This window comes from Streptomyces sp. G5(2025), assembly GCF_049542075.1.
Lineage (GTDB): Bacteria > Actinomycetota > Actinomycetes > Streptomycetales > Streptomycetaceae > Streptomyces.
On sequence record NZ_JBMUZT010000006.1, the window covers coordinates 1,556,549 to 1,578,245 of the forward strand.

21 protein-coding genes and 1 pseudogene are annotated in these 21,697 nt (G+C 70.9%); 8 read left to right on the plus strand and 14 right to left on the minus strand.

What is annotated here, in order from left to right; all coding sequences use genetic code 11:
- Positions 1 to 152 precede the first annotated feature (152 nt).
- A complete protein-coding gene (locus ACOBQB_RS17860; protein ID WP_423598564.1) occupies positions 153 to 794 on the minus strand; it encodes a DNA-3-methyladenine glycosylase in 642 nt (213 codons plus the stop codon).
- Positions 795 to 959: 165 nt separating this feature from the next.
- Between ACOBQB_RS17860 and ACOBQB_RS17865 the strand changes: the two genes are divergently transcribed.
- The 3 genes from ACOBQB_RS17865 (at position 960) to ACOBQB_RS17875 (ending at position 2,973) form a co-directional block, all read left to right on the plus strand.
- The gene (locus ACOBQB_RS17865; RefSeq protein WP_423592910.1) at positions 960 to 1,742 is read left to right on the plus strand and encodes a sporulation protein; all 783 of its coding nucleotides are present in this window, start codon (positions 960 to 962) and stop codon (positions 1,740 to 1,742) included.
- Between the two features lie 36 nt (positions 1,743 to 1,778).
- Entirely contained in the window at positions 1,779 to 2,318 is a 540-nt protein-coding gene (locus ACOBQB_RS17870; protein WP_423592912.1) for a YbhB/YbcL family Raf kinase inhibitor-like protein, read from the plus strand.
- Positions 2,319 to 2,466: 148 nt separating this feature from the next.
- A complete protein-coding gene (locus ACOBQB_RS17875; RefSeq protein WP_423592914.1) occupies positions 2,467 to 2,973 on the plus strand; it encodes an HNH endonuclease in 507 nt (168 codons plus the stop codon).
- Positions 2,974 to 3,012: 39 nt separating this feature from the next.
- Here the strand turns inward: ACOBQB_RS17875 and ACOBQB_RS17880 are convergent, their stop codons facing one another.
- The 3 genes from ACOBQB_RS17880 to ACOBQB_RS17890 form a co-directional block, all read right to left on the minus strand.
- Entirely contained in the window at positions 3,013 to 3,948 is a 936-nt protein-coding gene (locus ACOBQB_RS17880; RefSeq protein WP_127912969.1) for an SPFH domain-containing protein, read from the minus strand.
- 141 nt (positions 3,949 to 4,089) lie between these two features.
- On the minus strand, positions 4,090 to 4,527 hold the full coding sequence (locus tag ACOBQB_RS17885) for an NfeD family protein (RefSeq protein ID WP_423592916.1): 438 nt from the start codon (positions 4,525 to 4,527) through the stop codon (positions 4,090 to 4,092).
- Between the two features lie 112 nt (positions 4,528 to 4,639).
- A complete protein-coding gene (locus tag ACOBQB_RS17890) occupies positions 4,640 to 5,437 on the minus strand; it encodes an ABC transporter ATP-binding protein (RefSeq protein WP_423592918.1) in 798 nt (265 codons plus the stop codon).
- A 121-nt stretch (positions 5,438 to 5,558) separates the two neighbouring features.
- Here ACOBQB_RS17890 and ACOBQB_RS17895 point away from each other — a divergent pair.
- A pseudogene (locus ACOBQB_RS17895) lies at positions 5,559 to 6,340 on the plus strand (hypothetical protein).
- 1,000 nt (positions 6,341 to 7,340) lie between these two features.
- On the opposite strand, the gene ACOBQB_RS17900 reads toward ACOBQB_RS17895, so the two are convergent.
- The 4 genes from ACOBQB_RS17900 to ACOBQB_RS17915 form a co-directional block, all read right to left on the minus strand.
- Positions 7,341 to 7,589: a chaplin gene (locus ACOBQB_RS17900; protein WP_423592920.1), complete on the minus strand. Its 249-nt coding sequence runs from the start codon at positions 7,587 to 7,589 to the stop codon at positions 7,341 to 7,343.
- A 67-nt stretch (positions 7,590 to 7,656) separates the two neighbouring features.
- Positions 7,657 to 7,902, minus strand: a complete 246-nt coding sequence (locus tag ACOBQB_RS17905; RefSeq protein WP_423592922.1) for a chaplin — start codon at positions 7,900 to 7,902, stop codon at positions 7,657 to 7,659.
- Between the two features lie 157 nt (positions 7,903 to 8,059).
- Positions 8,060 to 8,722, minus strand: a complete 663-nt coding sequence (locus tag ACOBQB_RS17910) for a response regulator (RefSeq protein ID WP_423592923.1) — start codon at positions 8,720 to 8,722, stop codon at positions 8,060 to 8,062.
- Complete coding sequence (locus ACOBQB_RS17915; RefSeq protein WP_423592925.1) at positions 8,715 to 9,860, minus strand: GAF domain-containing sensor histidine kinase; 1,146 nt, start codon at positions 9,858 to 9,860, stop codon at positions 8,715 to 8,717. The genes ACOBQB_RS17910 and ACOBQB_RS17915 overlap by 8 nt, the downstream gene beginning before the upstream one ends.
- A 489-nt stretch (positions 9,861 to 10,349) precedes the next feature.
- Between ACOBQB_RS17915 and ACOBQB_RS17920 the strand changes: the two genes are divergently transcribed.
- Positions 10,350 to 11,042 carry a transglycosylase SLT domain-containing protein gene (locus ACOBQB_RS17920; RefSeq protein WP_423592927.1) on the plus strand — a complete coding sequence of 231 codons (693 nt, stop codon included), beginning with the start codon at positions 10,350 to 10,352 and terminating at the stop codon, positions 11,040 to 11,042.
- Positions 11,043 to 11,177: 135 nt separating this feature from the next.
- On the opposite strand, the gene ACOBQB_RS17925 is transcribed toward ACOBQB_RS17920, so the two are convergent.
- Positions 11,178 to 13,880 carry an FHA domain-containing protein gene (locus tag ACOBQB_RS17925; protein WP_423592929.1) on the minus strand — a complete coding sequence of 901 codons (2,703 nt, stop codon included), beginning with the start codon at positions 13,878 to 13,880 and terminating at the stop codon, positions 11,178 to 11,180.
- A 398-nt stretch (positions 13,881 to 14,278) separates the two neighbouring features.
- Between ACOBQB_RS17925 and ACOBQB_RS17930 the strand changes: the two genes are divergently transcribed.
- Both ACOBQB_RS17930 and serB read left to right on the plus strand, forming a co-directional pair.
- Positions 14,279 to 16,417, plus strand: a complete 2,139-nt coding sequence (locus ACOBQB_RS17930) for a streptophobe family protein (protein WP_423592931.1) — start codon at positions 14,279 to 14,281, stop codon at positions 16,415 to 16,417.
- 93 nt (positions 16,418 to 16,510) lie between these two features.
- On the plus strand, positions 16,511 to 17,725 hold the full coding sequence (gene serB / locus ACOBQB_RS17935; RefSeq protein ID WP_423592932.1) for a phosphoserine phosphatase SerB: 1,215 nt from the start codon (positions 16,511 to 16,513) through the stop codon (positions 17,723 to 17,725).
- Between the two features lie 138 nt (positions 17,726 to 17,863).
- Here serB and ACOBQB_RS17940 read toward each other — a convergent pair whose 3' ends face one another.
- The 4 genes from ACOBQB_RS17940 to ACOBQB_RS17955 all read right to left on the minus strand — a co-directional run bounded on the left by ACOBQB_RS17940 (position 17,864) and on the right by ACOBQB_RS17955 (position 20,447).
- The gene (locus tag ACOBQB_RS17940; RefSeq protein ID WP_423592934.1) at positions 17,864 to 18,382 is read right to left on the minus strand and encodes a SixA phosphatase family protein; all 519 of its coding nucleotides are present in this window, start codon (positions 18,380 to 18,382) and stop codon (positions 17,864 to 17,866) included.
- A gap of 112 nt (positions 18,383 to 18,494) precedes the next feature.
- Positions 18,495 to 18,710: a hypothetical protein gene (locus ACOBQB_RS17945; RefSeq protein WP_423592936.1), complete on the minus strand. Its 216-nt coding sequence runs from the start codon at positions 18,708 to 18,710 to the stop codon at positions 18,495 to 18,497.
- Positions 18,711 to 18,961: 251 nt separating this feature from the next.
- Entirely contained in the window at positions 18,962 to 19,078 is a 117-nt protein-coding gene (locus ACOBQB_RS17950; RefSeq protein ID WP_269075598.1) for an SGM_5486 family transporter-associated protein, read from the minus strand.
- Between the two features lie 43 nt (positions 19,079 to 19,121).
- Positions 19,122 to 20,447 carry a CynX/NimT family MFS transporter gene (locus tag ACOBQB_RS17955; protein WP_423592938.1) on the minus strand — a complete coding sequence of 442 codons (1,326 nt, stop codon included), beginning with the start codon at positions 20,445 to 20,447 and terminating at the stop codon, positions 19,122 to 19,124.
- Between the two features lie 68 nt (positions 20,448 to 20,515).
- Here ACOBQB_RS17955 and ACOBQB_RS17960 point away from each other — a divergent pair, with 68 nt between their 5' ends.
- Complete coding sequence (locus ACOBQB_RS17960; RefSeq protein ID WP_423592940.1) at positions 20,516 to 21,211, plus strand: FadR/GntR family transcriptional regulator; 696 nt, start codon at positions 20,516 to 20,518, stop codon at positions 21,209 to 21,211.
- 41 nt (positions 21,212 to 21,252) lie between these two features.
- On the opposite strand, the gene ACOBQB_RS17965 is transcribed toward ACOBQB_RS17960, so the two are convergent.
- The gene (locus ACOBQB_RS17965; protein WP_423592942.1) at positions 21,253 to 21,612 is read right to left on the minus strand and encodes a hypothetical protein; all 360 of its coding nucleotides are present in this window, start codon (positions 21,610 to 21,612) and stop codon (positions 21,253 to 21,255) included.
- Positions 21,613 to 21,697: the final 85 nt, after the last annotated feature.

Consider the following 21,697-nt stretch of genomic DNA (forward strand, 5'->3'; position numbering starts at 1 on the left):
TTCCGTGAGTTCGAATTTCGGCATGCGAACACGCGAAATACGCCCTCACCGAGGGGGAAGTCGTAGGTAGTGTTTGGCCGCTTCCAGCTCCCAGCAGATTGCTGGGACCGGCTCAGCGGCTCGGACTACATTACGGAGGCCCTCCGACCGAGTCAAGTTCGGCGGCGACGGGGCACATGGGGCCGATAGGGGCTGACCGTAGGGTCGTTGGCCGTCCAGAACCGCCAGGGGTGGACCGAACCGTCTCCCCCTACTCCCGTGCGCGGACCCTCACTGACCTGGTCGGCTTCGACGGGAGCGCCCGTCAGGATCCTGAAGGGGCTGTCCGGGTCTCCGCAGAGGTCCGCGCCGTCCAGCGACCGGTCCACGTCAAGAGCCGTGGCCAGACGGGCCGGGCCTTTGGCCAGTTCCTTGTCGTTGCGGGCCGAGAGTCGACGCTTGCGGGCCAGCTCGGCGCCCGCCGTGATCTCGCCCGCCCTCAGCAGCACCGCGCCCGCCTTGCCCTCCGGGCCGCACACGAGGTTCATGCAGTGCCACATGCCGTAGGTGAAGTAGACGTATACATGTCCGGGGGGACCGAACATCACGGCGTTGCGGGGGGTCCGGCCACGGAAGGCGTGCGAACCCGGGTCGGCTTCTCCCGCGTACGCCTCCACCTCTGTGAGGCGGAGTTCGATGGGGCCGTCATCCGAGTCGCGTACGAGGACACGTCCCAGGAGGTCGGGCGCGACCTCCAGGACAGGGCGGTCGAAGAAGTCTCGGGTCAAGGGCGTACGGTCAAGGGCCGCGTCGATCATGCCTATCGAGCGTACTGCACCCGGTCCGTAATACACGGATGGCCTTCGGGCCACCCGGTCGCCGAGGTGAGGGTGTGGAACCGGGTGGGGTCGCCTCGCGTTTGTACCGATCAAGGATCCAAGTCGAGATGAACCACAGGCCGGTGCCTGGGGAGGAGAGTCATGGGGTTCAAGAAGCTGCTCGCGAGTCTGGGAGCCGGCGGTGCCTCCGTGGAGACCGTGCTGACCGAGGTCAACGTGGTCCCGGGCGGTGTGGTCCAGGGAGAGGTGCGGATCCAGGGCGGGTCCGTGGACCAGCAGATCGAGGGGCTCTCCGTCGGGCTGCAGGCCCGCGTCGAGGTCGAGGGAACCGACCAGGAGACCAAGCAGGACATCGAGTTCGCCAAGCAGCGGCTCGGCGGTGCCTTCACGCTGCTGGCCAATGAAGTGCACGCGGTGCCGTTCGGCCTTGAGATTCCCTGGGAGACGCCCGTCACGAGCATCGACGGGCAGCAGCTGCGCGGCATGGACATCGGGGTGACCACCGAACTGGAGATCGCCCGCGCCGTGGACTCCGGTGACCTGGACCCGATCAACGTGCACCCGCTGCCGGCGCAGCAGGCCATCCTGGACGCCTTCATCCAACTGGGCTTCCGTTTCAAGAGCGCCGACATGGAGCGCGGCCACATCCGGGGTACGCGCCAGAAGCTGCCGTTCTACCAGGAGATCGAGTTCTACCCGCCGCAGCAGTACCGCGGTCTGAACCAGGTCGAGCTCAGCTTCGTCGCGGACGACCGGGAGATGGACGTCGTCTTGGAGATGGACAAGAAGCCGGGTCTGTTCAGCGAGAGCAGCGACTCGTTCCGGTCGTTCAAGGTGGGGCTGAACGACTTCCAGGGCACGGACTGGTCGGCGTACCTGAACGAGTGGCTGTCACAGGTCGGCAGCAAGCGCAACTGGTTCTAGGCTCGGACGCACAGCAATCGACCAGGAGGTGCTCACGTGACCGAGCCGAAGAGGCCGCCGCTTCCCCATGACTTCCACCCGCCCGTGCCGTCGTTCACGGTCGTGAGTAAGGACGTCGAGCCGGGAGCGGTCCTTAAGGACGCTCAGGTCCAGTCCGGCGGGAACACCTCGCCGCAGCTGCGGTGGGAGGGCTTTCCGCCGGAGACCAAAAGCTTCGCTGTCACGTGCTTCGATCCGGACGCCCCTACGGGCAGCGGGTTCTGGCACTGGACCGTCTTCGACATCCCGGCGTCGGTCACCGAGCTGCCGGCCGGTGCGGGCAGCGGCAAGTTCGAGGGGCTGCCCGAGGGCGCGGTGCAGGTGCGCAACGACTACGGGGCGAAGGAGTTCGGCGGTGCCGCGCCGCCGCCCGGCGACCCGGCGCACCGCTATGTGTTCACCGTGTACGCGGTGGACCAGGAGAAGCTGGGTCCGGACTCGGACGCCTCGCCCGCGGTCGTGGGCTTCAATCTGCGGTTCCACACGCTCGCGCGTGCGCAGCTCGTCGGTGAGTACGCCGCCCCCGCGGAGAACTGACCGTTCACCGATTGTTTGCCCGTCTCTGGTCATGGAAGTGATCAGAGACGGGCATTTTTTATTGCGTTGTCCATCTCGGCGTGCCCGGCCAGAGTTGATCCCAGTCCGCCGGGCGGTGGGCGGGTGCATACGGGAGGTGGGCAGGTTGATGCGGGACACGCTGGTGCTGAACGCGAGCTTCGAGCCGCTCTCGACGGTGACGCTCAACCGAGCCGTCGTTCTGGTGCTCCAGGACAAGGCGGTGGTGGAACAGGCCCACCCCGGACTCCGTCTGCGTGCCGCGGCGGTCGAGATTCCGGTACCGCGGGTGATCAGGCTCTGCAGATATGTCCGGGTGCCGTTCCGAAGACAGGCTCCGTGGTCGAGGCGGGGTGTCCTGGTGCGGGACCAGCACCGGTGCGCGTACTGCGGCAGACGTGCGACGACGGTGGACCACGTGGTGCCGCGGTCGCAGGGCGGCGCCGACTCGTGGCTGAACACGGTGGCTTCGTGTGCGCCGGACAATCACCGCAAGGCGAATCGGACGCCGGAGGAGGCCGGGATGCCGTTGCTGCGGCAGCCGTTCGAGCCCACGCCCGCCGATGCCATGTTGCTGGCGCTCGGCCGGGACGAATTGGCCTCGCTGCCGGAGTGGCTGGCGCAGCCCGCCGCCTAGCACTGCGCCCGCGCCCCTTCGGGGCGCGGGTTTCTCGCATCAGTCGATCGGCGGCTGTTCGCGGCGCTCCTTGGCCTGGGCGGGGACCGAACCGCCGCCCATGGGGCCGAAGTTGCCGAGCGCGCCGCCGAGGCCCTTGAGGGCGTCGCCGATCTCGCTGGGCACGATCCAGAGCTTGTTCGCGTCGCCCTCGGCGATCTTCGGGAGCATCTGGAGGTACTGGTAGGAGAGGAGCTTCTGGTCCGGGTCTCCGGCGTGGATGGACTCGAAGACCGTCCGGATCGCCTGGGCCTCGCCCTCGGCACGCAGGGCCGCGGCCTTGGCCTCACCTTCGGCGCGCAGGATCGCCGACTGCTTCTCGCCCTCGGCACGCAGGATCTCCGACTGGCGGACACCTTCGGCCTGGAGGATCGCGGCGCGCTTGTCACGGTCGGCGCGCATCTGCTTCTCCATCGAGTCCTGGATGGAGGTCGGCGGCTCGATCGCCTTGAGCTCGACGCGGTTGACGCGGATGCCCCACTTGCCGGTGGCCTCGTCGAGGACGCCGCGCAGGGCCGCGTTGATCTCCTCGCGGGAGGTGAGGGTCCGCTCCAGGTCCATGCCGCCGATGATGTTGCGCAGTGTGGTGACGGTGAGCTGCTCGATCGCCTGGATGTAGCTGGCGACTTCGTAGGTCGCGGCCCTCGCGTCGGTGACCTGGTAGTAGATGACGGTGTCGATGTTGACCACCAGGTTGTCCTGGGTGATCACCGGCTGCGGCGGGAAGGGGACGACTTGTTCGCGGAGGTCGATGCGGTTGCGGATCGAGTCGATGAACGGGACGACGATGTTCAGTCCGGCGTTCAGCGTGCGGGTGTAGCGGCCGAAGCGCTCGACGATGGCGGCGCTGGCCTGTGGGATGACCTGGATGGTCTTGATCAGGGCGATGAAGACCAGCACCACCAGAATGATCAGGACGATGATGATGGGTTGCATCGTGACTCCCCGTACCCTTCATGCCTCGGCGTTTGTCCGTGGGATCTCAAAGGCCTCTGGGGGCCTGCGGGTTCGAAGGCCCGCGATCTCAAAGATCTTGCTGGTCGAGTCTGTCAGACCGCCGCACGGCCCGTGGGGCATTCACATGACGATGGCCGTCGCTCCGTCGATCTCCACGACATCCACCGCTTGGCCCGCCTCGTAGGCGAGGTCGCCGTCGAGCGAGCGCGCCGACCAGATCTCCCCCGCGAGCTTGATGCGGCCGCCGGAGCCGTCGACCCGTTCGACGACGACGGCGGATTTGCCTTTCAACGCCTCTACTCCGGTGGCCAGTTCGGGCCGTTGCGCTCGGTGCCGGGTCGCTATGGGGCGTACGACGGCGATGAGCGCGACCGAGACCAGGGCGAAGACCACGACCTGGAGGACCGTGTCACCGCCGAGGCCCGCGGTCACGGCGGCGGCCACGGCCCCCACGGCGAGCATGCCGAGCTCAGGCATCGCGGTCAGTACGAGCGGGATTCCGAGCGCGGCGGCTCCGATCAGCCACCACACCCATGCGTCGATGTCCACGGGGGCCATGGTAGGACCGCGTGTCCCTTCCGGGACAGGGCGCGATCAGACGGGCGGGGCGCGCCCCTCAGGAAACCTCAGGAGACCTCAGGAAACCTCAGGAGACCTTGACGAGACCCTCTCAGGAGAGGGGCAGGCCCGTGGCGGTCCAGCGGTCGCCCCGCTGCTCGACGACGAGCGGGAGCCCGAAGCAGAGGGAGAGGTTGCGGGAGGTGAGCTCCAGCTCCAGCGGGCCCGCGGCGAGGACCTTGCCCTGGCGGATCATCAGGACGTGCGTAAAGCCGGGGGCGATCTCCTCGACGTGGTGCGTGACCATGATCATCGAGGGGGCGATGGGGTCGCGGGCGAGGCGGCCGAGGCGGCGTACGAGGTCTTCGCGCCCGCCGAGGTCCAGGCCCGCGGCGGGCTCGTCGAGGAGGAGCAGCTCGGGGTCGGTCATCAGGGCGCGGGCGATCAGGGTGCGCTTGCGCTCGCCCTCGGAGAGGGTGCCGAACCTGCGGTCGAGGTAGTGGCTCATGCCGAGGCGGTCGAGGAAGGCGCGGGCGCGCTGTTCGTCGACGTCCTCGTAGTTCTCGTGCCAGCCGGCGGTCATGCCGTAGGCGGCGGTGAGCACCGTCTGGAGGACGGTCTGGCGCTTGGGCAGCTTGTCCGCCATGGCCATGCCCGCGACGCCGATGCGCGGGCGGAGCTCGAAGACGTCGGTGCCGGGCTTGCCGAGGGTCTCGCCGAGGATGGTGGCGGAGCCGGTGCTCGGGAAGAGGTAGCTGGACGCGACATTGAGGAGGGTCGTCTTGCCGGCGCCGTTCGGGCCGAGGATGACCCAGCGCTCCCCCTCCTTGACCGACCAGGAGACCTGGTCCACCAGAGCCCGGCCCTCGCGGACCACAGATACGTCCTCAAGCTCCAGTACATCGCTCATGAGCGCGCTGTCTCCCATTGCAGTCTTGGTCGTCGCTCGCGCCGGTGGACGCGGCCCCCGGATAAAACCTACGCCACCGGCCGGGCGTTCCTGTCGTGAGGCCGGTCCTTAGGCTGTGTGCATGCTCTCGGAACCACGTTCAGGACGGTTGGCGGCATGGGGAAATGCCCTTTTGGCCGGGTTTGTATCTCCGGATGACGCGGTGCTCGCGATGGTCGGCGCCGACGCGGTGCACCGGGTGGAAGGGCTTCCCGGGGAATCGGGGCCCGTCGGTCTGACGCTCGCGATGGGCCGGCTGCGCACGCTCGGGGTGACGGGCCTTCGGGTGGCGCTGCCCGCGCCGGGGCATCCGCTCGGGCTGAGCGGCCCGCCGGAGTTCAACGCGCGCGCTCTGGAGGCGGAGGAGGCCGTCGTCGGGTTCGGCGCCCCGTACGGGCTCGTGCCCGAGGTGTACGAGGTGGGGCCCGAGGGCGATGTGCACGTGGAGGTCCTGTGGCACTGCTTGCCGGTCCGTGAGGCGCCGCCGGCCGATGTGCCCTCGCTGGGCGAGGCGGAGCGCGAGCTCGCGGAGGCGCTGCGGGACGCGACGCGGGTCCTGTCGCGGCTCGACGTCGCGGGGTCGGGCTGGCGGCGGAGGCCGCGCTCGACGCGTACCGAGCGCGGGCGGAGGCGGGCCGCGAGGTGCTGGCTCCCGGGTATCCGCCGCGTGCGGTGCGGGTGTTGGAGCTGGCGCAGCGGGTCGGCCTACTGATCTCCCTGGCGTACGAGAACGGCCACGGGGGCGCGGTGAGCGCCTCGGAGATGGCCGCGCGTGGGCAGGCGCTGCGGCCGGTCGAGCGGACGGCCAGGCGGGCGCAGGTGGCCGCCTACAACGCGTACGTGGAGGAGCGGGAGCGGGGCTGAGGGGGCTGACAGGGCGTCGGGCCGGGCGGGAGTGTGGGCGGGTGCCGGGGGGGGGTGGACGGGAGCGCAGGCGGGTGCTGGGCGCGGGCGGGGTACTGCGGCCGGGTGGGAGCCCAGGCGGGCGCTGGGACAGGGCGGAAGCTGCGGCCCGCGGGAGCCCGGGCGGACGCTGGGCCGGGCGGAAGCTGGGGCCGGGCGGAAGCTGCGGCCCGCGGGAGCCCAGGCGGACGCTGAGACCGGGCGGAAGCTGCGGCCGGGCGGAAGCTGCGGCCCGGCGGAAGGCCAAACAGTTCCTGAGACCGGGCGGAAGCTGCGCCCGCGGAAGCCCAGGCGGACGCTGAGACCGGGCAGATGCTGGGGCCGGGCGGCAACTGCGGCCCGGCGGAAGGCCAAACAGTTCCTGAGACCGGGCGGAAGCTGCGCCCGCGGAAGCCCAGGCGGACGCTGGGCCGGGCGGAAGCTGGGGGCGGGCGGCAGCTGCGGCCCGGCGGAAGGCTAAACAGTTCCTGAGACCGGGCGGAAGCTGCGCCCGCGGAAGCCCAGGCGGACGCTGGGCCGGGCGGAAGCTGGGGGCGGGCGGCAGCGCTGGCGATTATTGGGGGCTGGCGGGAGTGGCGGCCCGCCGCGAGCCCACGCGCCTGGGACCTTGGCGGGAGCTGCGGCCGGGCAGAAGTCCAAGCGGGTGTCGGGACCGGGCGGGTGCTGGGGCCAGCGGGAGCCCAAGCAGGGCCTGGGATCGGGCGGAAGCTGCGGCCCGGCGGAAGCCCAGGCGGATGCTGAGGGCGGGCCGGAGCTGCGGCCCGGCGGGGGCCCGGACAGGTCCTGGGCCCGGCGGGAGCCCAGACAGGTCCTGGGAACGGGCAGGAGCCGCGGCCCGGCGCGAGCCCAGGCGGATGCTGGGACCGGGCGGGAATCGCGGCCCGGCGTGTGGGAAGGCCCCGCGGGCCAGGGGTTCCGCGGGGCCTTCGGTGGCCCGGGGGCAGTGCCCGGGGGCGGTGCGTCAGTGGTTGGCCGAGGCGTCGCCGAAGGCGGGGTTGAGCACACCGATCACGTTGGCGCTGTTGCCCGTGGCGTTGACCCGGACGTGGGCCGGGACCTGGGCGAGGTTGCCGGAGCCGACGCCCGGGGACTTCGTGGCCACGCCTTCGGCCTCGGCGCCCGCCGCGGCGGAGGCCACTCCGGCGGAGGCACCCGCGGCGAGTCCGGCGGTGACGACGGCGAGGGCGGCGTTCTTGGCGATGCTGCGCATAGGACGTGCTCCTCCTGCTGACGTGGATGGCCCCTGCCGGCGGGGCCAAGGGTGCGTGGGCGCGCGGTCAGCGGTTCTCGCAGACGTTCCCGAACGTGGGGTTCAAGGCGCCGATGACCGTGACGGAGTCCCCGCAGACGTTCACCGGGACGTGGATCGGGACCTGGACGACGTTGCCCGAGACGACGCCCGGGGAGTTCTTGGCCACACCGTCGGCGTGGGCGCCACCGTGCGCGGAGGCCATACCGGCACCGGCCGCGGCCAGGCCGCCGGCCATCATCGTGACGGCAGCGGCCTTCTTCAGGTTCTTCATTTCGGGGTCCTCCTGAACGGAAGCTGCGGCCGGGCGCCGCAGCACGCACTGGGGAACGCCCGGGCGCCCCGGAGGTTGCGCCGAATGGGGGACATCTACACGACGGTATGAATCTCAGCCCGGAACGCGACGGTCCGGGATGACCCGGCCGCGGGGGTCAGCCGGCCACGCCGTGCCGTACGGCCCAGAGCGCGGCCTGGGTGCGGTCGGCCAGGTCCAGCTTCATCAGGATGTTCGAGACGTGTGTCTTGACGGTCTTCTCGGAGAGCACGAGGGCGCGGGCGATCTCGCGGTTCGAGCGGCCGTCGGCGATCAGGCCGAGGACCTCCCGCTCGCGCTCCGTCAGTGAGCCGCCCCTGCCCTGGCTGCCGTTGGCCTCCTCCTGGGAGAGCAGGGCGCCCGCCACCTCGGGCTGGAGCAGGACGTGTCCCGCGTGCACGGAGCGGATGGCGCCGGCGAGGGCGTCCGGGTCGACGTCCTTGTAGACGTACCCCGCGGCGCCCGCGCGGAGGGCCGGGATCACCGTGCGCTGCTCGGTGAAGCTGGTGACGATGAGCACGCGCGCGGGGTTGGTTAGCTCGCGGAGTTTGCGCAGGGCCTCGACGCCGTCCATGCCGGGCATCTTGACGTCCATCAGGACCACGTCCGGCTTCAGCTCCTCGGCCCGGGCGACCCCTTCGGCTCCGTCGGAGGCCTCGCCGACGACCTCGATGTCGTCCTGGATCTCCAGGAACGTCCGCAGACCGCGGCGCACCACCTGGTGGTCGTCGACCAACAGCACCCGGATTCCGTTCCTCGCTTTGCGCACCGCGTCAGCCACCGGGGACCTCCATCTCGATCGTCGTGCCCTTGCCGGGCGCCGATTCCACGGTCAGCCGTCCGCCGACCCCGCTCGCCCGGTCCCGCATGGAGACCAGGCCCAAATGCCGCCCCGCGCGCCGTATGGCCTTCGGGTCGAAACCCGTGCCGTCGTCGACGACGCGCAGTGCGGCGCCGGCGCCCCGCTTGTCGAGGAGCACCTCGACCCGTCCGGCGCCGGAGTGCCGCAGGGCGTTGTGCAGGGCTTCCTGGGCGACGCGGAGCATGGCTTCCTCCTGGGAGGCCGGCAGCGCCCGTACGCCGTTGCTCTCGAAGGTGACGTCGGCGGAGTGCGCGCGGTGCAGCACCTGGACGTGCGTACGCAAGGTGGCGACCAGGCCGTCCTCGTCCAGGGCGGCGGGGCGCAGCTCCACGACCGCGGCGCGCAGTTCGTCGGCGGCCTCGGCGGCGAGCGCGGCGACCTGCTGCAGCTCGCCCTTGGCCCGGGAGGGGTCGCGGTCCACCAGGGCGGCGGCGGCCTGGGCGGTCAGGCGCAGCGAGAAGAGCTTCTGGCTGACCGCGTCATGCAGTTCGTGGGCGAGGCGGGAGCGCTCCTCGGCGATGGTCAGCTCGCGGCTGCGCTCGTACAGCCGGGCGTTGGTGAGGGCGATCGCGGCGTGCTGGGCGAGGATGGAGAGCAGTTCCTCGTCGTCCGCGGTGAAGCCGCAGCCGCCCTGGGGCTTGGGGCATCGCTTGTTGGCGAGGAAGAGCGCGCCGAGGGTCTCGTCGCCGTAGCGGATGGGGAGGCCGAGGAAGTCGGACATGTCCGGGTGGGCGGGGGGCCAGCCCTCGAAGCGGGGATCCTCGCGCACGTCCGCCAGGCGCTCGGGCTCGGCCTTCTGGAGCATCGCGGCGAGGATGCCGTGCTGTCTGGGGAGCGGGCCGATGGCCCTCCACTGTTCCTCGCTGACGCCGTCGACGACGAACTGGGCGAAGCCGCCGTGGTCGTCGGGGACCCCGAGCGCGGCGTACTCGGCGTCGAGCAGGTCGCGGGCGGAGGCGACGATCGTCTTGAGGACGTCCCGGACCTCCAGATGCCTGCTCATGGCGAGCAGCGCGGCGCTCACCGCGTTCAGGCCGGATCGGGGTCCTTGACTCATGGCCACACCGTACCGGCGGGGTGTGACAGTGCGTATCCGACCTGTGGCGTCCCCTGCCTAGGCCGCGAGCCCTAGGTCCGGGGAGGGACACGAAAAGAGGGGTGTGTGTGCGTGCGCCGCGCATGGGCAGGAGGTGAGCGGCCGGGGTTTCCGGATTCTCACGGAGCGCATTGCTGCGGCAACTACTGGTGAGAGTGTTACGTGCCTGATGTGAGCCCGCGCATAGGACACGCATCACGTACGAGGGTGCCTAGTGGATGAGAGTTCCCTTTACGTAGGCGGGATGCGGGCTGTTATCGAGCGCCCTCGTACCCCCTGATCCACTACCCGGGATCGTACGTCACTCCTTTGCCACAGAATTTTGCGGCCGCTAAGAATTGCTCTCGTCGCTCGGCGCCGCGGTTCTCGCACCGCGGCGTTTGTGTCGGGTAAGCAACTGTCCCCCACCGGCCCAGGGCGACCTCCGCTACTTGAAGAGGTCCCTTTCGCATGTCCCAGTACACCGCTCCCGGTCATAGTCGCAACAATCTGACCAAGACCCAGAAGTTCTCGATCGCTGGTGTCGCCACGCTCGGCGCCGCCGCCCTCGCCTTCTCGCTCGTGCCGGGCAGCCCCGAGGCCAGCGCGCAGGCCGCCGACGTCTCCCCCGTCGCCTTCGCCACGTCCTCGCAGGCGCAGCAGGCGGTGCACGCCGGTGTCTCCAAGCAGCAGACGAACGCCGACAAGCAGGCGAAGGACGCCGCCGCGAAGGCCGCCGCCGACAAGAAGGCCGCCGACGAGGCCGCCGCGAAGAAGAAGGCCGAGGACGAGCGCAAGGCCAAGGAGGCCGCGAGCCGCGCCGCCGCCCGCAAGCCCGTCTACGCCAACAACCTCGACGGCTGGATCCGCCAGTCCCTGGACATCATGAAGGCCAAGGGCATCCCCGGTTCGTACGAGGGTCTGCACCGCAACATCCTGCGGGAGTCCTCGGGCAACCCGAACGCCATCAACGGCTGGGACATCAACGCGATCAACGGCACTCCCTCGATCGGCCTGCTCCAGGTCATCAAGCCGACGTTCGACGCGTACCACGTCGAGGGCACCTCGACGAACATCTACGACCCGGTCGCCAACATCACGGCCGCGGCCAACTACGCCGCCGACCGGTACGGCTCGATGGACAACGTGAACGGCGCCTACTGACCTTGATCGCCTGATCACTGGACCTCTTCAGCCGAAGACTCGGTCCGCAGACGCCGAAGGGCGGCACCCCGTGCGGGGTGCCGCCCTTCTCGTATGCCCGTACGCCGTGGCGTGTGCCCGTACGCCGTGGCGTGCTTACTTGCGCATGACCTCCGGCTCGTGCCGGCGCAGCAGGCGGGCGACCGCGAAACCGCAGATGATGCCGAGCGCGAGCAGGACCGTGATGTTGATGCCCCACTGTCCCGCCGAGTGCTCCCACAGGGGGTCCAGGTCGGTCGGGTTCTTCGCGTCCCACGGCGGCATCAGGTGTGCGAGGTCGAGCGTGGCGCCCGCGCCCGCGATGGCCCAGCGGGAGGGCATCAGCCAGGCGAACTGCTCCAGCCCCGGCGAGCCGTACACCTGGAAGAGGACGCCGGTGAAGACGACCTGGACGATCGCGAACATGACCAGGAGCGGCATGGTCTTCTCGGCGGTCTTCACCAGCGAGGAGATGACCAGGCCGAACATCATCGAGGTGAAGCCGAGCGCGATGATCGTCAGGCAGATCTCCACGGCCGGCGGCATGATCAGGCCTTCCTCCGGCAGCTCGCGCGGGGCGAAGCCGATGGCGCAGATGATGACGCCCTGGAAGGCCGTGATGACGCCGAGGACGATGACCTTGGACATCAGGTACGCCGAGCGGGAGAGGCCGGTGGCCCGCTCCCGTTCGTAGATGACCCGTTCCTTGATCAGCTCACGTACGGAGTTGGCGGCGCCCGAGAAGCACATGCCGACCGCGAGGATCAGCATGATCGTGCCGGCGTCGCCGTTGAACTTGGCCGGGGGCTTGGGCGGGGCGAGGCCGAAGTCGGCCGGGATGACGACGCTGACGATGCCGAGGACCGCCGGCAGGATCACCATCAGGCCAAGGAAGCCCTTGTCGGAGGCGATCACCGAGGTGTAGCGGCGGATCAGCGTCCACAGCTGGGAGCCCCAGCCCTGCGGCTTGGGCGGCTTCACGGCCTGCGGGGGCGGCATCGGTACGGACTGCGCGGCGACGGCGTCGATGTCCGCGGCGTACATCTGGTAGTGCTGCGAGCCCTTCCAGCGGCCCGCCCAGTCGTAGTCGCGGTAGTTCTCGAAGGCGGAGAAGACGTCGGCCCAGGTGCTGTAGCCGAAGAAGTTCAGGGCTTCCTCCGGCGGGCCGAAGTACGCCACCGAGCCGCCCGGCGCCATCACCAGGAGCTTGTCGCAGATCGCCAGCTCGGCGACGGAGTGCGTGACGACGAGGACCGTGCGGCCGTCGTCGGCGAGGCCGCGCAGGAGCTGCATGACGTCGCGGTCCATGCCCGGGTCGAGGCCGGAGGTCGGCTCGTCCAGGAAGATCAACGAGGGCTTGGTCAGCAGCTCCAAGGCGACCGACACGCGCTTACGCTGGCCACCGGAGAGGGAGGTGACCTTCTTCTCCTTGTGGATGTCGAGCTTCAGCTCGCGCAGTACCTCGTCTATGCGGGAGTCGCGCTCGGCGTCGGTGGTGTCGGCCGGGAAGCGCAGCTTGGCCGCGTACTTGAGGGCCTTCTTGACGGTCAGCTCCTTGTGCAGGATGTCGTCCTGCGGGACCAGACCGATGCGCTGGCGCAGCTCGGCGAACTGCTTGTACAGGTTCCGGTTGTCGTAGAGGACGTCGCCCTGGTTGGCGGGCCGGTAGCCGGTGAGCGCCTTGAGCAGGGTGGACTTGCCGGAACCGGAGGGGCCGATGACCGCGATGAGCGACTTCTCCGGGACGCCGAAGGAGACGTCCTTGAGGATCTGCTTGCCGCCGTCGACCGTGACCGTGAGGTGGCGGGCCGAGAAGGAGACGTCACCGGTGTCGACGAACTCTTCGAGCTGTCCGCCGACGAGGCGGAACGTCGAGTGGCCGACGCCGACGATGTCGTTCGGGCCGATCAGGACGGTCGAGGACTTCGCGATCGGCTGGCCGTTGACGTACGTGCCGTTGTGCGAGCCGAGGTCGTGGATCTCGAAACGGCCGTCCGGCGTCGCCGTGAACTCGGCGTGGTGGCGCGAGACCTGGAGGTCGGAGACGACCAGTTCGTTCTCCAGAGCGCGGCCGATACGCATCTTGCGGCCGAGCGCCAGCTGGTGGAACGTCGTCGGGCTGCGATCGCCGTAGACCGGCGGGGCCCCCGCGACGCCGCCGGAACCGGGGTTCTTCTGTACGTACTGCTCGGCGGGGCCGCGCTGCTGTTGCGGCACGTGTGGCTGGTGTGGCGGTTGGTGTTGCTGCGGTGCCTGGTGTTGCAGAGGCTGCGGCGGCTGGTGGTGCTGGGCCTGCTGGTGGTGCTGGGGCTGCTGGTGGTGCTGGGGCTGCTGCCAGTTCTGCTGCTGCGGCTGGTGCGAGGCCTGCGGCTGATGCGAGGCCTGCGGCTGATGCGAGGCCTGCTGCTGGGGTGCCTGCTGGTGCGCGGCCCAGCCGGGAGCCTCCTGCTGGGGCGCGTGCTGCTGCGGCACAGCCTGCTGCTGGGCGTGCTGCTGCGGCGCGGGCATGGCCGCGGACGCGTCGGCGGCGGCGCCGGACAGGTTCAGGCGGGGGCCGTCGGTCGCGTTGCCGAGGTGCACGGCCGAACCGGGGCCGATCTCCATCTGGTGGATCCGCTGGCCCTGTACGAAGGTGCCGTTGGTACTGCCGTGGTCCTCAATGACCCAACTGCGCCCGCTCCAGCTGATCGTAGCGTGACGCCAGGACACCCTGGCGTCGTCGAGCGCGATATCTCCCTGCGGATCACGTCCGAGGGTGTATGGCCTGGACGCGTCAAGCGTCCAGGTCCTTCCATTCAATTCCAGTACGAGTTCCGGCACTCCATGCCCCACTGAGTTGTCCCCCGAGCTAGCCCCCATCGATGGGGAGTCTAGGGATGTCGAACATCGGGAGGAACTATTTCAGGCGTAGGGCTCTGACCGAAAGTCGGGCCTTGTGAAGGCTGAGTACAGGCGTGTGCGGGTGCGTCGCGAGCGGAACTGGTGAAGGCACCGTTGAAGGCACCGTTGACGGAGAATAAACCGCCCTGGAGAGTAGTAAGCGCCCATCGCGTCCTTTATGCGCATGAGATACGTGAAACTCATGTTCCGTATGGAGCGCGAGCAGCGTGGTGATCGGACGATGGTGATGAGGCGGCGCACTGCGGTTCGGGGGTCCTATGCAGGCCGGTGCGGACAGGGGCGGAGGCCGGGGCGGGCGGTCGGGTGTGCGGTCAGGCATGCGGTCAGGCATGCGGTGGGGCGATGTACTTCTCTGCGCGGTCGCCGCGGTGAGCTGGTCGCTGATCGGCATGGCCGGGACGGCCGCGCTGGGACTGCACCTGCTCGGCGCGGACTCGCTGGGCTCCCTCGGGCCGATGACGGCCGCGACGGTGGCACTCGGCGCGGGAGGCTCGGTCACCCCGTCCGGTGACGTCTCGGCGTTCGGTCTGGACGAGGCCGAGGCGACCACGGCCGTCGATATCGCGCCACTGGGCGTGGGGCTGGTCGGAGCGCTGCTCCTCGCCTACTTCTTCCTGCGGTCCTTGCGCGCGGCGGGCGTTGTCGTCAGTCCCGCCGAACTCATCGCGCGCGGGGGTTTCGTGATCGTGCTCTTCCTGGCGATGCTCGCGGGGCTCGTCTGGGCGGGCCACGACGTCGTCACGATCGACGGCGAGCAGCTCGGCATCGACGAGGGGCTCGACAAGGGGATCGGCGACGGAATCGAGGAGGGGCTGGGTCGGCTGCCCGACGGGATCGGCGACAGGTTGCCCGACGGGCTCGGTCTCGGCGACCTGGGGGACATCGGCGGACTCCTGCCCGACCGGCTCGGGGACCTGACGCAGGCGGAGGCCTCGGTGGGCTTCACCGTCGACACCGTGCCGACGCTGCTCGGCGGGACGGTGTGGGTGACCGGCGTCCTGCTCATCGCCTTGCTCGCGTCGCGCCGCACGCCGCTGCCGCGCGGCCTCGGCGGGCTGCACCGGGCGGTGCGGCCCGCGGCTTCCGCGCTGGTCACGGTGGCGCTGCTCGCGGTCGCTGCGGGGTTCGCCGCGGCGGCGTACGCGATGATCGGCGACGACCACCCCCGGCGGATCGCCGGGGCCGCGCTGCTCGGAGCGCCGAACGGCGTGTGGCTCGGCATCCCGGTGGGACTCTTGGTGCCGTGGGACGGCAGAGCGACGGGCGTCCTCACGCGCTTCTTGCCGGATCCCGTGGACGACCTGCTGTCCGGCAGCTCGGAGCGGGCGCTCACGCTGGGGCGCCTTGCCGAACTCGACGGCAGGGTATGGCTGTTGGGGGTGGCGGCTGCGCTGATGATGTTGTTCGCGGGGGTGCTGGGGGCGGTACGAACGCCTCTGGCGCGGGCGGCTTCGGTGCCCGCGGTTGGCGCCCTGGGGTTCGCCGGGCGCTGCGGGGTGCGGCTCGGGGCCGTGACCGCGGCCGGGCTTCCGCTGCTGGTGTGGCTGACCGGGGTGTCCGCCGACGCCTCGCTGTCGGTGTTCGGCATCGACGCGTTCGGCGCGGGCATCGAGCTGCACGGCCGCCTGGGACCGGCGGCGCTGCTCGGGGCGGCGTGGGGATTCGCGGCGGGGGCGACGGGGGCGCTGCTCGCGTACGCCACGGGGGCGGCGGGCAGCGGGGCTGCGCCCTTGGCTCTGACGGCCTTGGGGCCGCCGCCGGCTTTGGGTGGGTGTGCGGGGTCGGGGCCGGGGCCGGATTGCGGCCCGGGGCGGGACTCGGGGCCGGGGCCGGATTGGGGCCCGCACCGCAACTCAGACCCCACGGCAACTACCGGCTCAGGTCCGCACTGGTACCCAGGGCCAGGTACCGCGGCAGACCCGAGACCAGGGGTGGGCTCGGACTGGGGGTCGCGCCGAGACACAGGACCCGAGGCGGCTGCGAGCTCAAGCCCACACTGGGCCCCAGAACCAGGAACCGCGCCAGAGCCGAGACCAGAGGCGGGCTCGGACCGGGGCCCAAGGGCGGACTCGGACTCGGACGCGGACTCGGACTCGGGCTCGGGCTCCGGCTCGGACTCGGACCGACGCTCAGGGTCCACTGCGGCTGCGGGCTCGGGCTGGGGCCCGGGCTCCAGGGCGGCCCCAGGCGTCGGCCCCGGCCCCGGCGGTGCAGAGGTGCCGGACGGGCCGGGGCCGTACCGGCCCGGCGCCCCGCACCGGCCGCCGAACCCGGACACCAACCCCTACCTGCGGCCGCCACCGCAGGACGACGTGGCCAGCGCGCCGACCGTCGCGGGGCCGCTCGTGCCGCCGCCCCCTGCTGAGCCGAAACAACCCCGGCGCCGTGGTGGTGACTGGCCTCCCCCGCCGCCGCCTCCCCCGCCGCCCCCGAAGGCACCGGGCGGACCCCGCTGACGTACGCCTTCTGCGGCGGGGCCGGCCCGTGGTGTCCGGCACGCGGACCGCCCGGGCAGCGGGGAGGAGTGGGCGGATACCGTAGGGATCACCATGAGTGCTTCGCAGCCCCCTCAGCCGGCCGACATCCCGACGCTCCTCGTCAAGATCTTCGGCAAGGACCGCCCCGGCCTGACCGCCGGCCTCTTCGACACCCTCGCCGCCTACTCCGTCGACGTCGTCGACATCGAGCAGGTCGTCACCCGCGGCCGGATAGTGCTGTGCGCGCTCGTGACCGCGCCGCCCGCCGGTCTGGAGGGTGATCTGCGCGCCACCGTCCACAGCTGGGCGGAGTCCATGAAGATGCAGGCCGAGATCATCTCCGGTATCGGCGACAACCGACCGCGCGGCCTCGGCCGCTCGCTCGTGACCGTGCTCGGACACCCGCTCACCTCGGAGTCGACGGCCGCGATCGCCGCCCGTATAACGGCCACCGGCGGCAACATCGACCGTATCTTCCGGCTCGCCAAGTACCCGGTCACCGCCGTCGAGTTCGCGGTGTCCGGCACCGGGACCGAGCCGTTGCGCACCGCCCTCGCCATAGAGGCCGCGAAGCTCGGCGTGGACGTCGCGGTCGTCGCGGCGGGCCTGCACCGCCGTGCGCAGCGGCTGGTCGTGATGGACGTCGACTCGACGCTCATCCAGGACGAGGTCATCGAGCTCTTCGCCGCGCACGCCGGTTGCGAGGCCGAGGTCGCCGAGGTGACGGCGGCCGCGATGCGCGGCGAGCTGGACTTCGAGCAGTCGCTGCACGCGCGCGTGGAGCTGCTCGCGGGACTCGACGCGTCGGTCGTCGACAAGGTGCGCTCCGAGGTCCGGCTCACCCCCGGGGCCCGCACCCTCATCCGCACCCTCAAGCGCCTCGGCTACCAAGTGGGCGTCGTCTCGGGTGGTTTCACCCAGGTGACCGACGATCTGAAGGAACGTCTCGGCCTCGACTTCGCCCAGGCCAATACGTTGGAGATCGTCGACGGCAAGCTCACCGGCAAGGTGACCGGTGAGATCGTCGACCGGGCGGGCAAGGCCCGGCTGCTGCGCCGCTTCGCCAAGGAGGCGGGGGTCCCGCTGGAGCAGACCGTCGCGATCGGTGACGGCGCGAACGACCTCGACATGCTGAACGCGGCCGGGCTAGGGGTCGCCTTCAATGCCAAGCCGGTGGTACGCGAGGCCGCGCACACCGCGGTGAACGTGCCCTTCCTGGACACCGTCCTCTACCTCCTCGGCATCACTCGCGAAGAGGTCGAGGCGGCGGACACCCACTTGGACTGAGAGCCGGCGGCTCCCCCCGACGCCGCTGATCGTTGACTACCGGCCGCTCCCTTCGCTGCCCAGCACGCACAGACAGGGCCTCGCACCTTTGTGGTGCGGGGCCCTGTCCGCGTACCTGGGCCGGAGGGACGGTGGAGGTTACTCGGACGGCGCCCAGTAGTCGACGAGCGTGGTCACGCCCGGTTCGAGCGCCTTCCACGAGCCGGAGTACGTCAGGACGGAGAAGGCCGCCGTCGGGAACCCGCGGCGGTTCAGCCGCTCCCGGGTGTCGCCCTCGGCCTCGCCGGCGAGCACGTCGGTCAGGCCCTGGATCCCGGGGTTGTGCCCGATGAGCACGATGTTCTGTACGTCGTCCGGGGTTTCGTTGAGCACGGCGATCAGCTCGCCGGGAGAGGCTTCGTACACCCTGTCCTCGTAGACGGTCTTCGGCCGCTGCGGCAGCTCCTGGACGGCGAGCTTCCAGGTCTCGCGCGTGCGGGCCGCGGTCGAGCAGAGGGCCAGGTCGAAGGGGATGCCGCTGTCGGCCAGCTTGCGTCCGGCGACGGGGGCGTCCCTGCGGCCTCGGTCCGCGAGCGGCCGCTCGTGGTCGGAAACCTGCGGCCAGTCGGCCTTCGCATGCCGGAAGAGGACAATCCTGCGGGGTTCTGCGACGCTCATGCATCCCAGCTTCGCATGAAACGCGCCACAGGGCGCGGGTAGTTGACGCGGTCGCCCGGCGCGGGTGACGCCGCCGACGGCAGAGCCTGCCTCACGGGGCCGTGCGCCAGGATCACGGGGTCGTGCGCAGGACCAGGGCCTGTATGTGCTCGACGAGGTGGGTCGCGGCGGGCTCGCTGCTCGCGGCGTGCGCGTCCACGGGGTGGAGGATCAGCAGGAGCAGGGCCGCGAAGGCGACGGCGGGCAGGGCGATCGCCCACCACGGGAGCTGGATCTCGACGCCGCCCGACTCCGCGGGGTCGCGCCGGGTGTGCGTACGGACCGACATGCCGCCTCCGTGGTCTTCGCGTGGTCCGTGCCCGCCGCATCGCGGGCACACCTCGAAACTAGGCGATCGGCGGCCCTCGGCCCATCCGGTGATCCACCCACTTGACCCTGAGACTGACCCCCTAGGGGATGGGGGTGCTAACCCCACCATCCGCCGCTGCGGAGTCCGTTCGGACGCTGCGGGAGGTCAGCTCACCGGGAGGCGTCTCACGGGGAGACGCCTCATGGGGGGACGCCTCATGGGGGGACGGCTCACGGAGAGGCGATGGAGGCGACGATGCCGATGATCACAGTGATGGCCAGCATCGAGCCGAGCACGATGAGCAGCTTCTTCTGGCCGTTCTGGGGGTTCGGGTCAAGGACGGGCATACCGCCAGTCTCGCACCCTCGGCCCGCGCCCCCTCCCCCGGGGTCAGGCCGCCTTGACCGCCTTCGCCGCCTTCGCCGCCACCTCGTCCTCGACCGTGCGGTCGCGGCCCGCGAGGGTGCCGACGATGATCTGCGGCACCATCAGCCCCGCCATCAGCGCGATCGGGAGGCCCCAGCCGCCGCTGTGCTGGTAGAGGACGCCCACCAGGAGCGGCCCGGGGATCGAGATCAGGTAGCCGGTGCTCTGCGCGAAGGCGGAGAGTTTGCCGACGCCCACGCTGCTCTTGGCCCGCATGCCGACCATGGTGAGGGCGAGCGGGAAGGCGCAGTTGGAGATGCCGAGCAGCAGCGCCCAGACCCACGCGCCGCCCGCGGGGGCGAGGTAGAGGCCCGCGTATCCGGAGAGGCCGCAGAGGCCGAGGACGACCACGACCGGGCCCTGGTTGTTCAGGCGCGTGGCGACCCTGGGGATGACGAAGGCCAGCGGCACGCCCATGGCCATCGTGACGGCGAGCAGCACGCCCGCCTCGCCCGCCGGGACGCCCGCGTCCCGGAAGATCTGCGGCATCCAGCCCATGGTGATGTACGCGGCCGTGGCCTGGAGCCCGAAGAAGACGGCGAGCGCCCAGGCGGTGCGGCTGCGGGTGATGCGCAGCTCCGCGTCCTCGTGCCGGACGGTGGAGCTGATGTGCTCCGGGGCGGCGGAGGCCGCGCTCCGGTCACGGACGAGCGGGATCCACGGCACGACGGCGACGACGGCGAGCACCGCCCACACGGCGAGGCCGGTCTGCCAGCGGCCGCCCAGCGCGTCGGTCATCGGGACGGTGAGGGCCGCGGCGAGGGAGGTGCCGAGTGCGAGGGCCATCGAGTACAGGCCGGTCATGGAGCCGACCCGGTCGGGGAACCAGCGCTTGACGATGACCGGCATCAGGACGTTGCTGACCGCGATGCCCATGAGGGCGAGCGCGGTGGCGGCGAGGAAGCCGGCGGCGCCCCCGACGAAGGGACGTATCACCAGACCCGTGGCGATCGCGGCCATGCCCACGCAGACCACCGCGCTGGGGCCGTAGCGGCGGGCGAACCTGGGCGCCATGACCCCGAAGACCGCGAAGCAGAGCGGCGGCACGGAGGTGAGCAGTCCGGCGAGGGTGCCGCTCATGCCGAGGCCGTCGCGTACCTCTTCGAGGAGGGCGCCGAAGCTGGTGATGGCCGGGCGGAGGTTGAGGGCCGCGAGGACGATGCCGACGATGACCAGACGCGTCGCCCACGCGCGCGTGGGGGCTTGTTCCTCCGCCGCCCCGGTACGCGGGGAGGGTGTCGCCGTCGGGGGCGGGGTCGGGCTCATCGTCGTGGTTTCCTCACTAGCCATAGACCCATCATAGAATCATGGGATGATTGGCTGTCCAATCCGTTTCGGTACCCGCACGAAGGAACGTCATGCCGCTGACCACTCCTCGCCGTTCGGCGCTCTCCGAACAAGTCATCTCCGAGCTGCGCAATCAGATCTCCTCGGGCGAGTGGCCGGTCGGTTCGCGCATCCCCACCGAGTCCGAGCTGGTCGAACAGCTGGGTGTGGCGAGGAACACCGTGCGGGAAGCCGTCCGCGCCCTCGCGCACAACGGCCTGCTCGACATCCGGCAGGGCTCCGGCACCTTCGTCATCGCGACGAGCGAGCTGGCGGGCGTGATGCACCGCAGGTTCGCCGGCGCGGACCCCCGGCACATCGCCGAACTCCGCAGCACGCTGGAGTCGAGCGCCGCGAAGCTCGCCGCCGAGCGCCGCAGCGAACGCGACCTCAAACAGCTCGACGGCCTGCTCGCGCGCCGCGAGCAGGCTTGGGCGGCGGGGAACGCGGAGGATTTCGTGACGGCGGACGCGACCTTCCACATGGCCGTGGTGGCCGCGTCGCACAACGACGTCATGACGGCGCTCTACGCCGACCTCGGCGAGGTGCTGCGGGACTGGCTGCGCGAGGACATCGGCGAGGACCTGAGCCCCGAGGCCCACATGGACCACGCCCGCCTGGTCGACGCGATCCGCGCGCGGGACACGGAGGCCGCCGCGACGGAGGCGGCGAGCTACCCCTTCATGTGCCGCCCGGAGCGGCTCACCCAGGGCACCGGCCGGCGCTGACCCTCGCCGGGCCCGCCCGGGAGCCCCCGGACACCGGACACCTACTTCTGGTGGCTGACCCAGGCCGAGCGAACCTCTTTCCAGCACCGTCCCGCGAGCCGCACGGTCTGGGCGGGCCCCGCCTCGACCGGGGCGCTGTCGACGTCGATGTCCCACCACCGGTCGCACTCCACGTGGAGGCGGACCCGGTCGGTCTCGGGGTAGGGGTTGTGGCAGTACGCGATGACCGCGGAGCCATGGACGCGAGTGCGGCACTCGGCGCCGAAGGGCCGGGGCTCGCGCTCGCCCGGCTTCCCCGCGCGCGCGTGGCGGTCTGGACCGGTGTCGCCGAGGGACGCGGCGCCCGTGGGCACGGCGACCAGCAGGGCGAGAGCGGCGAGCACCGCACCGGAGAGACGCACACTTCAGGGTGCGCGGTCCGCCCCGGCGGCCGCCCGGCCGGTGGGCCGAACGGGTGACGCCCCGCCTCCCGCGCAGCGCGGGGAA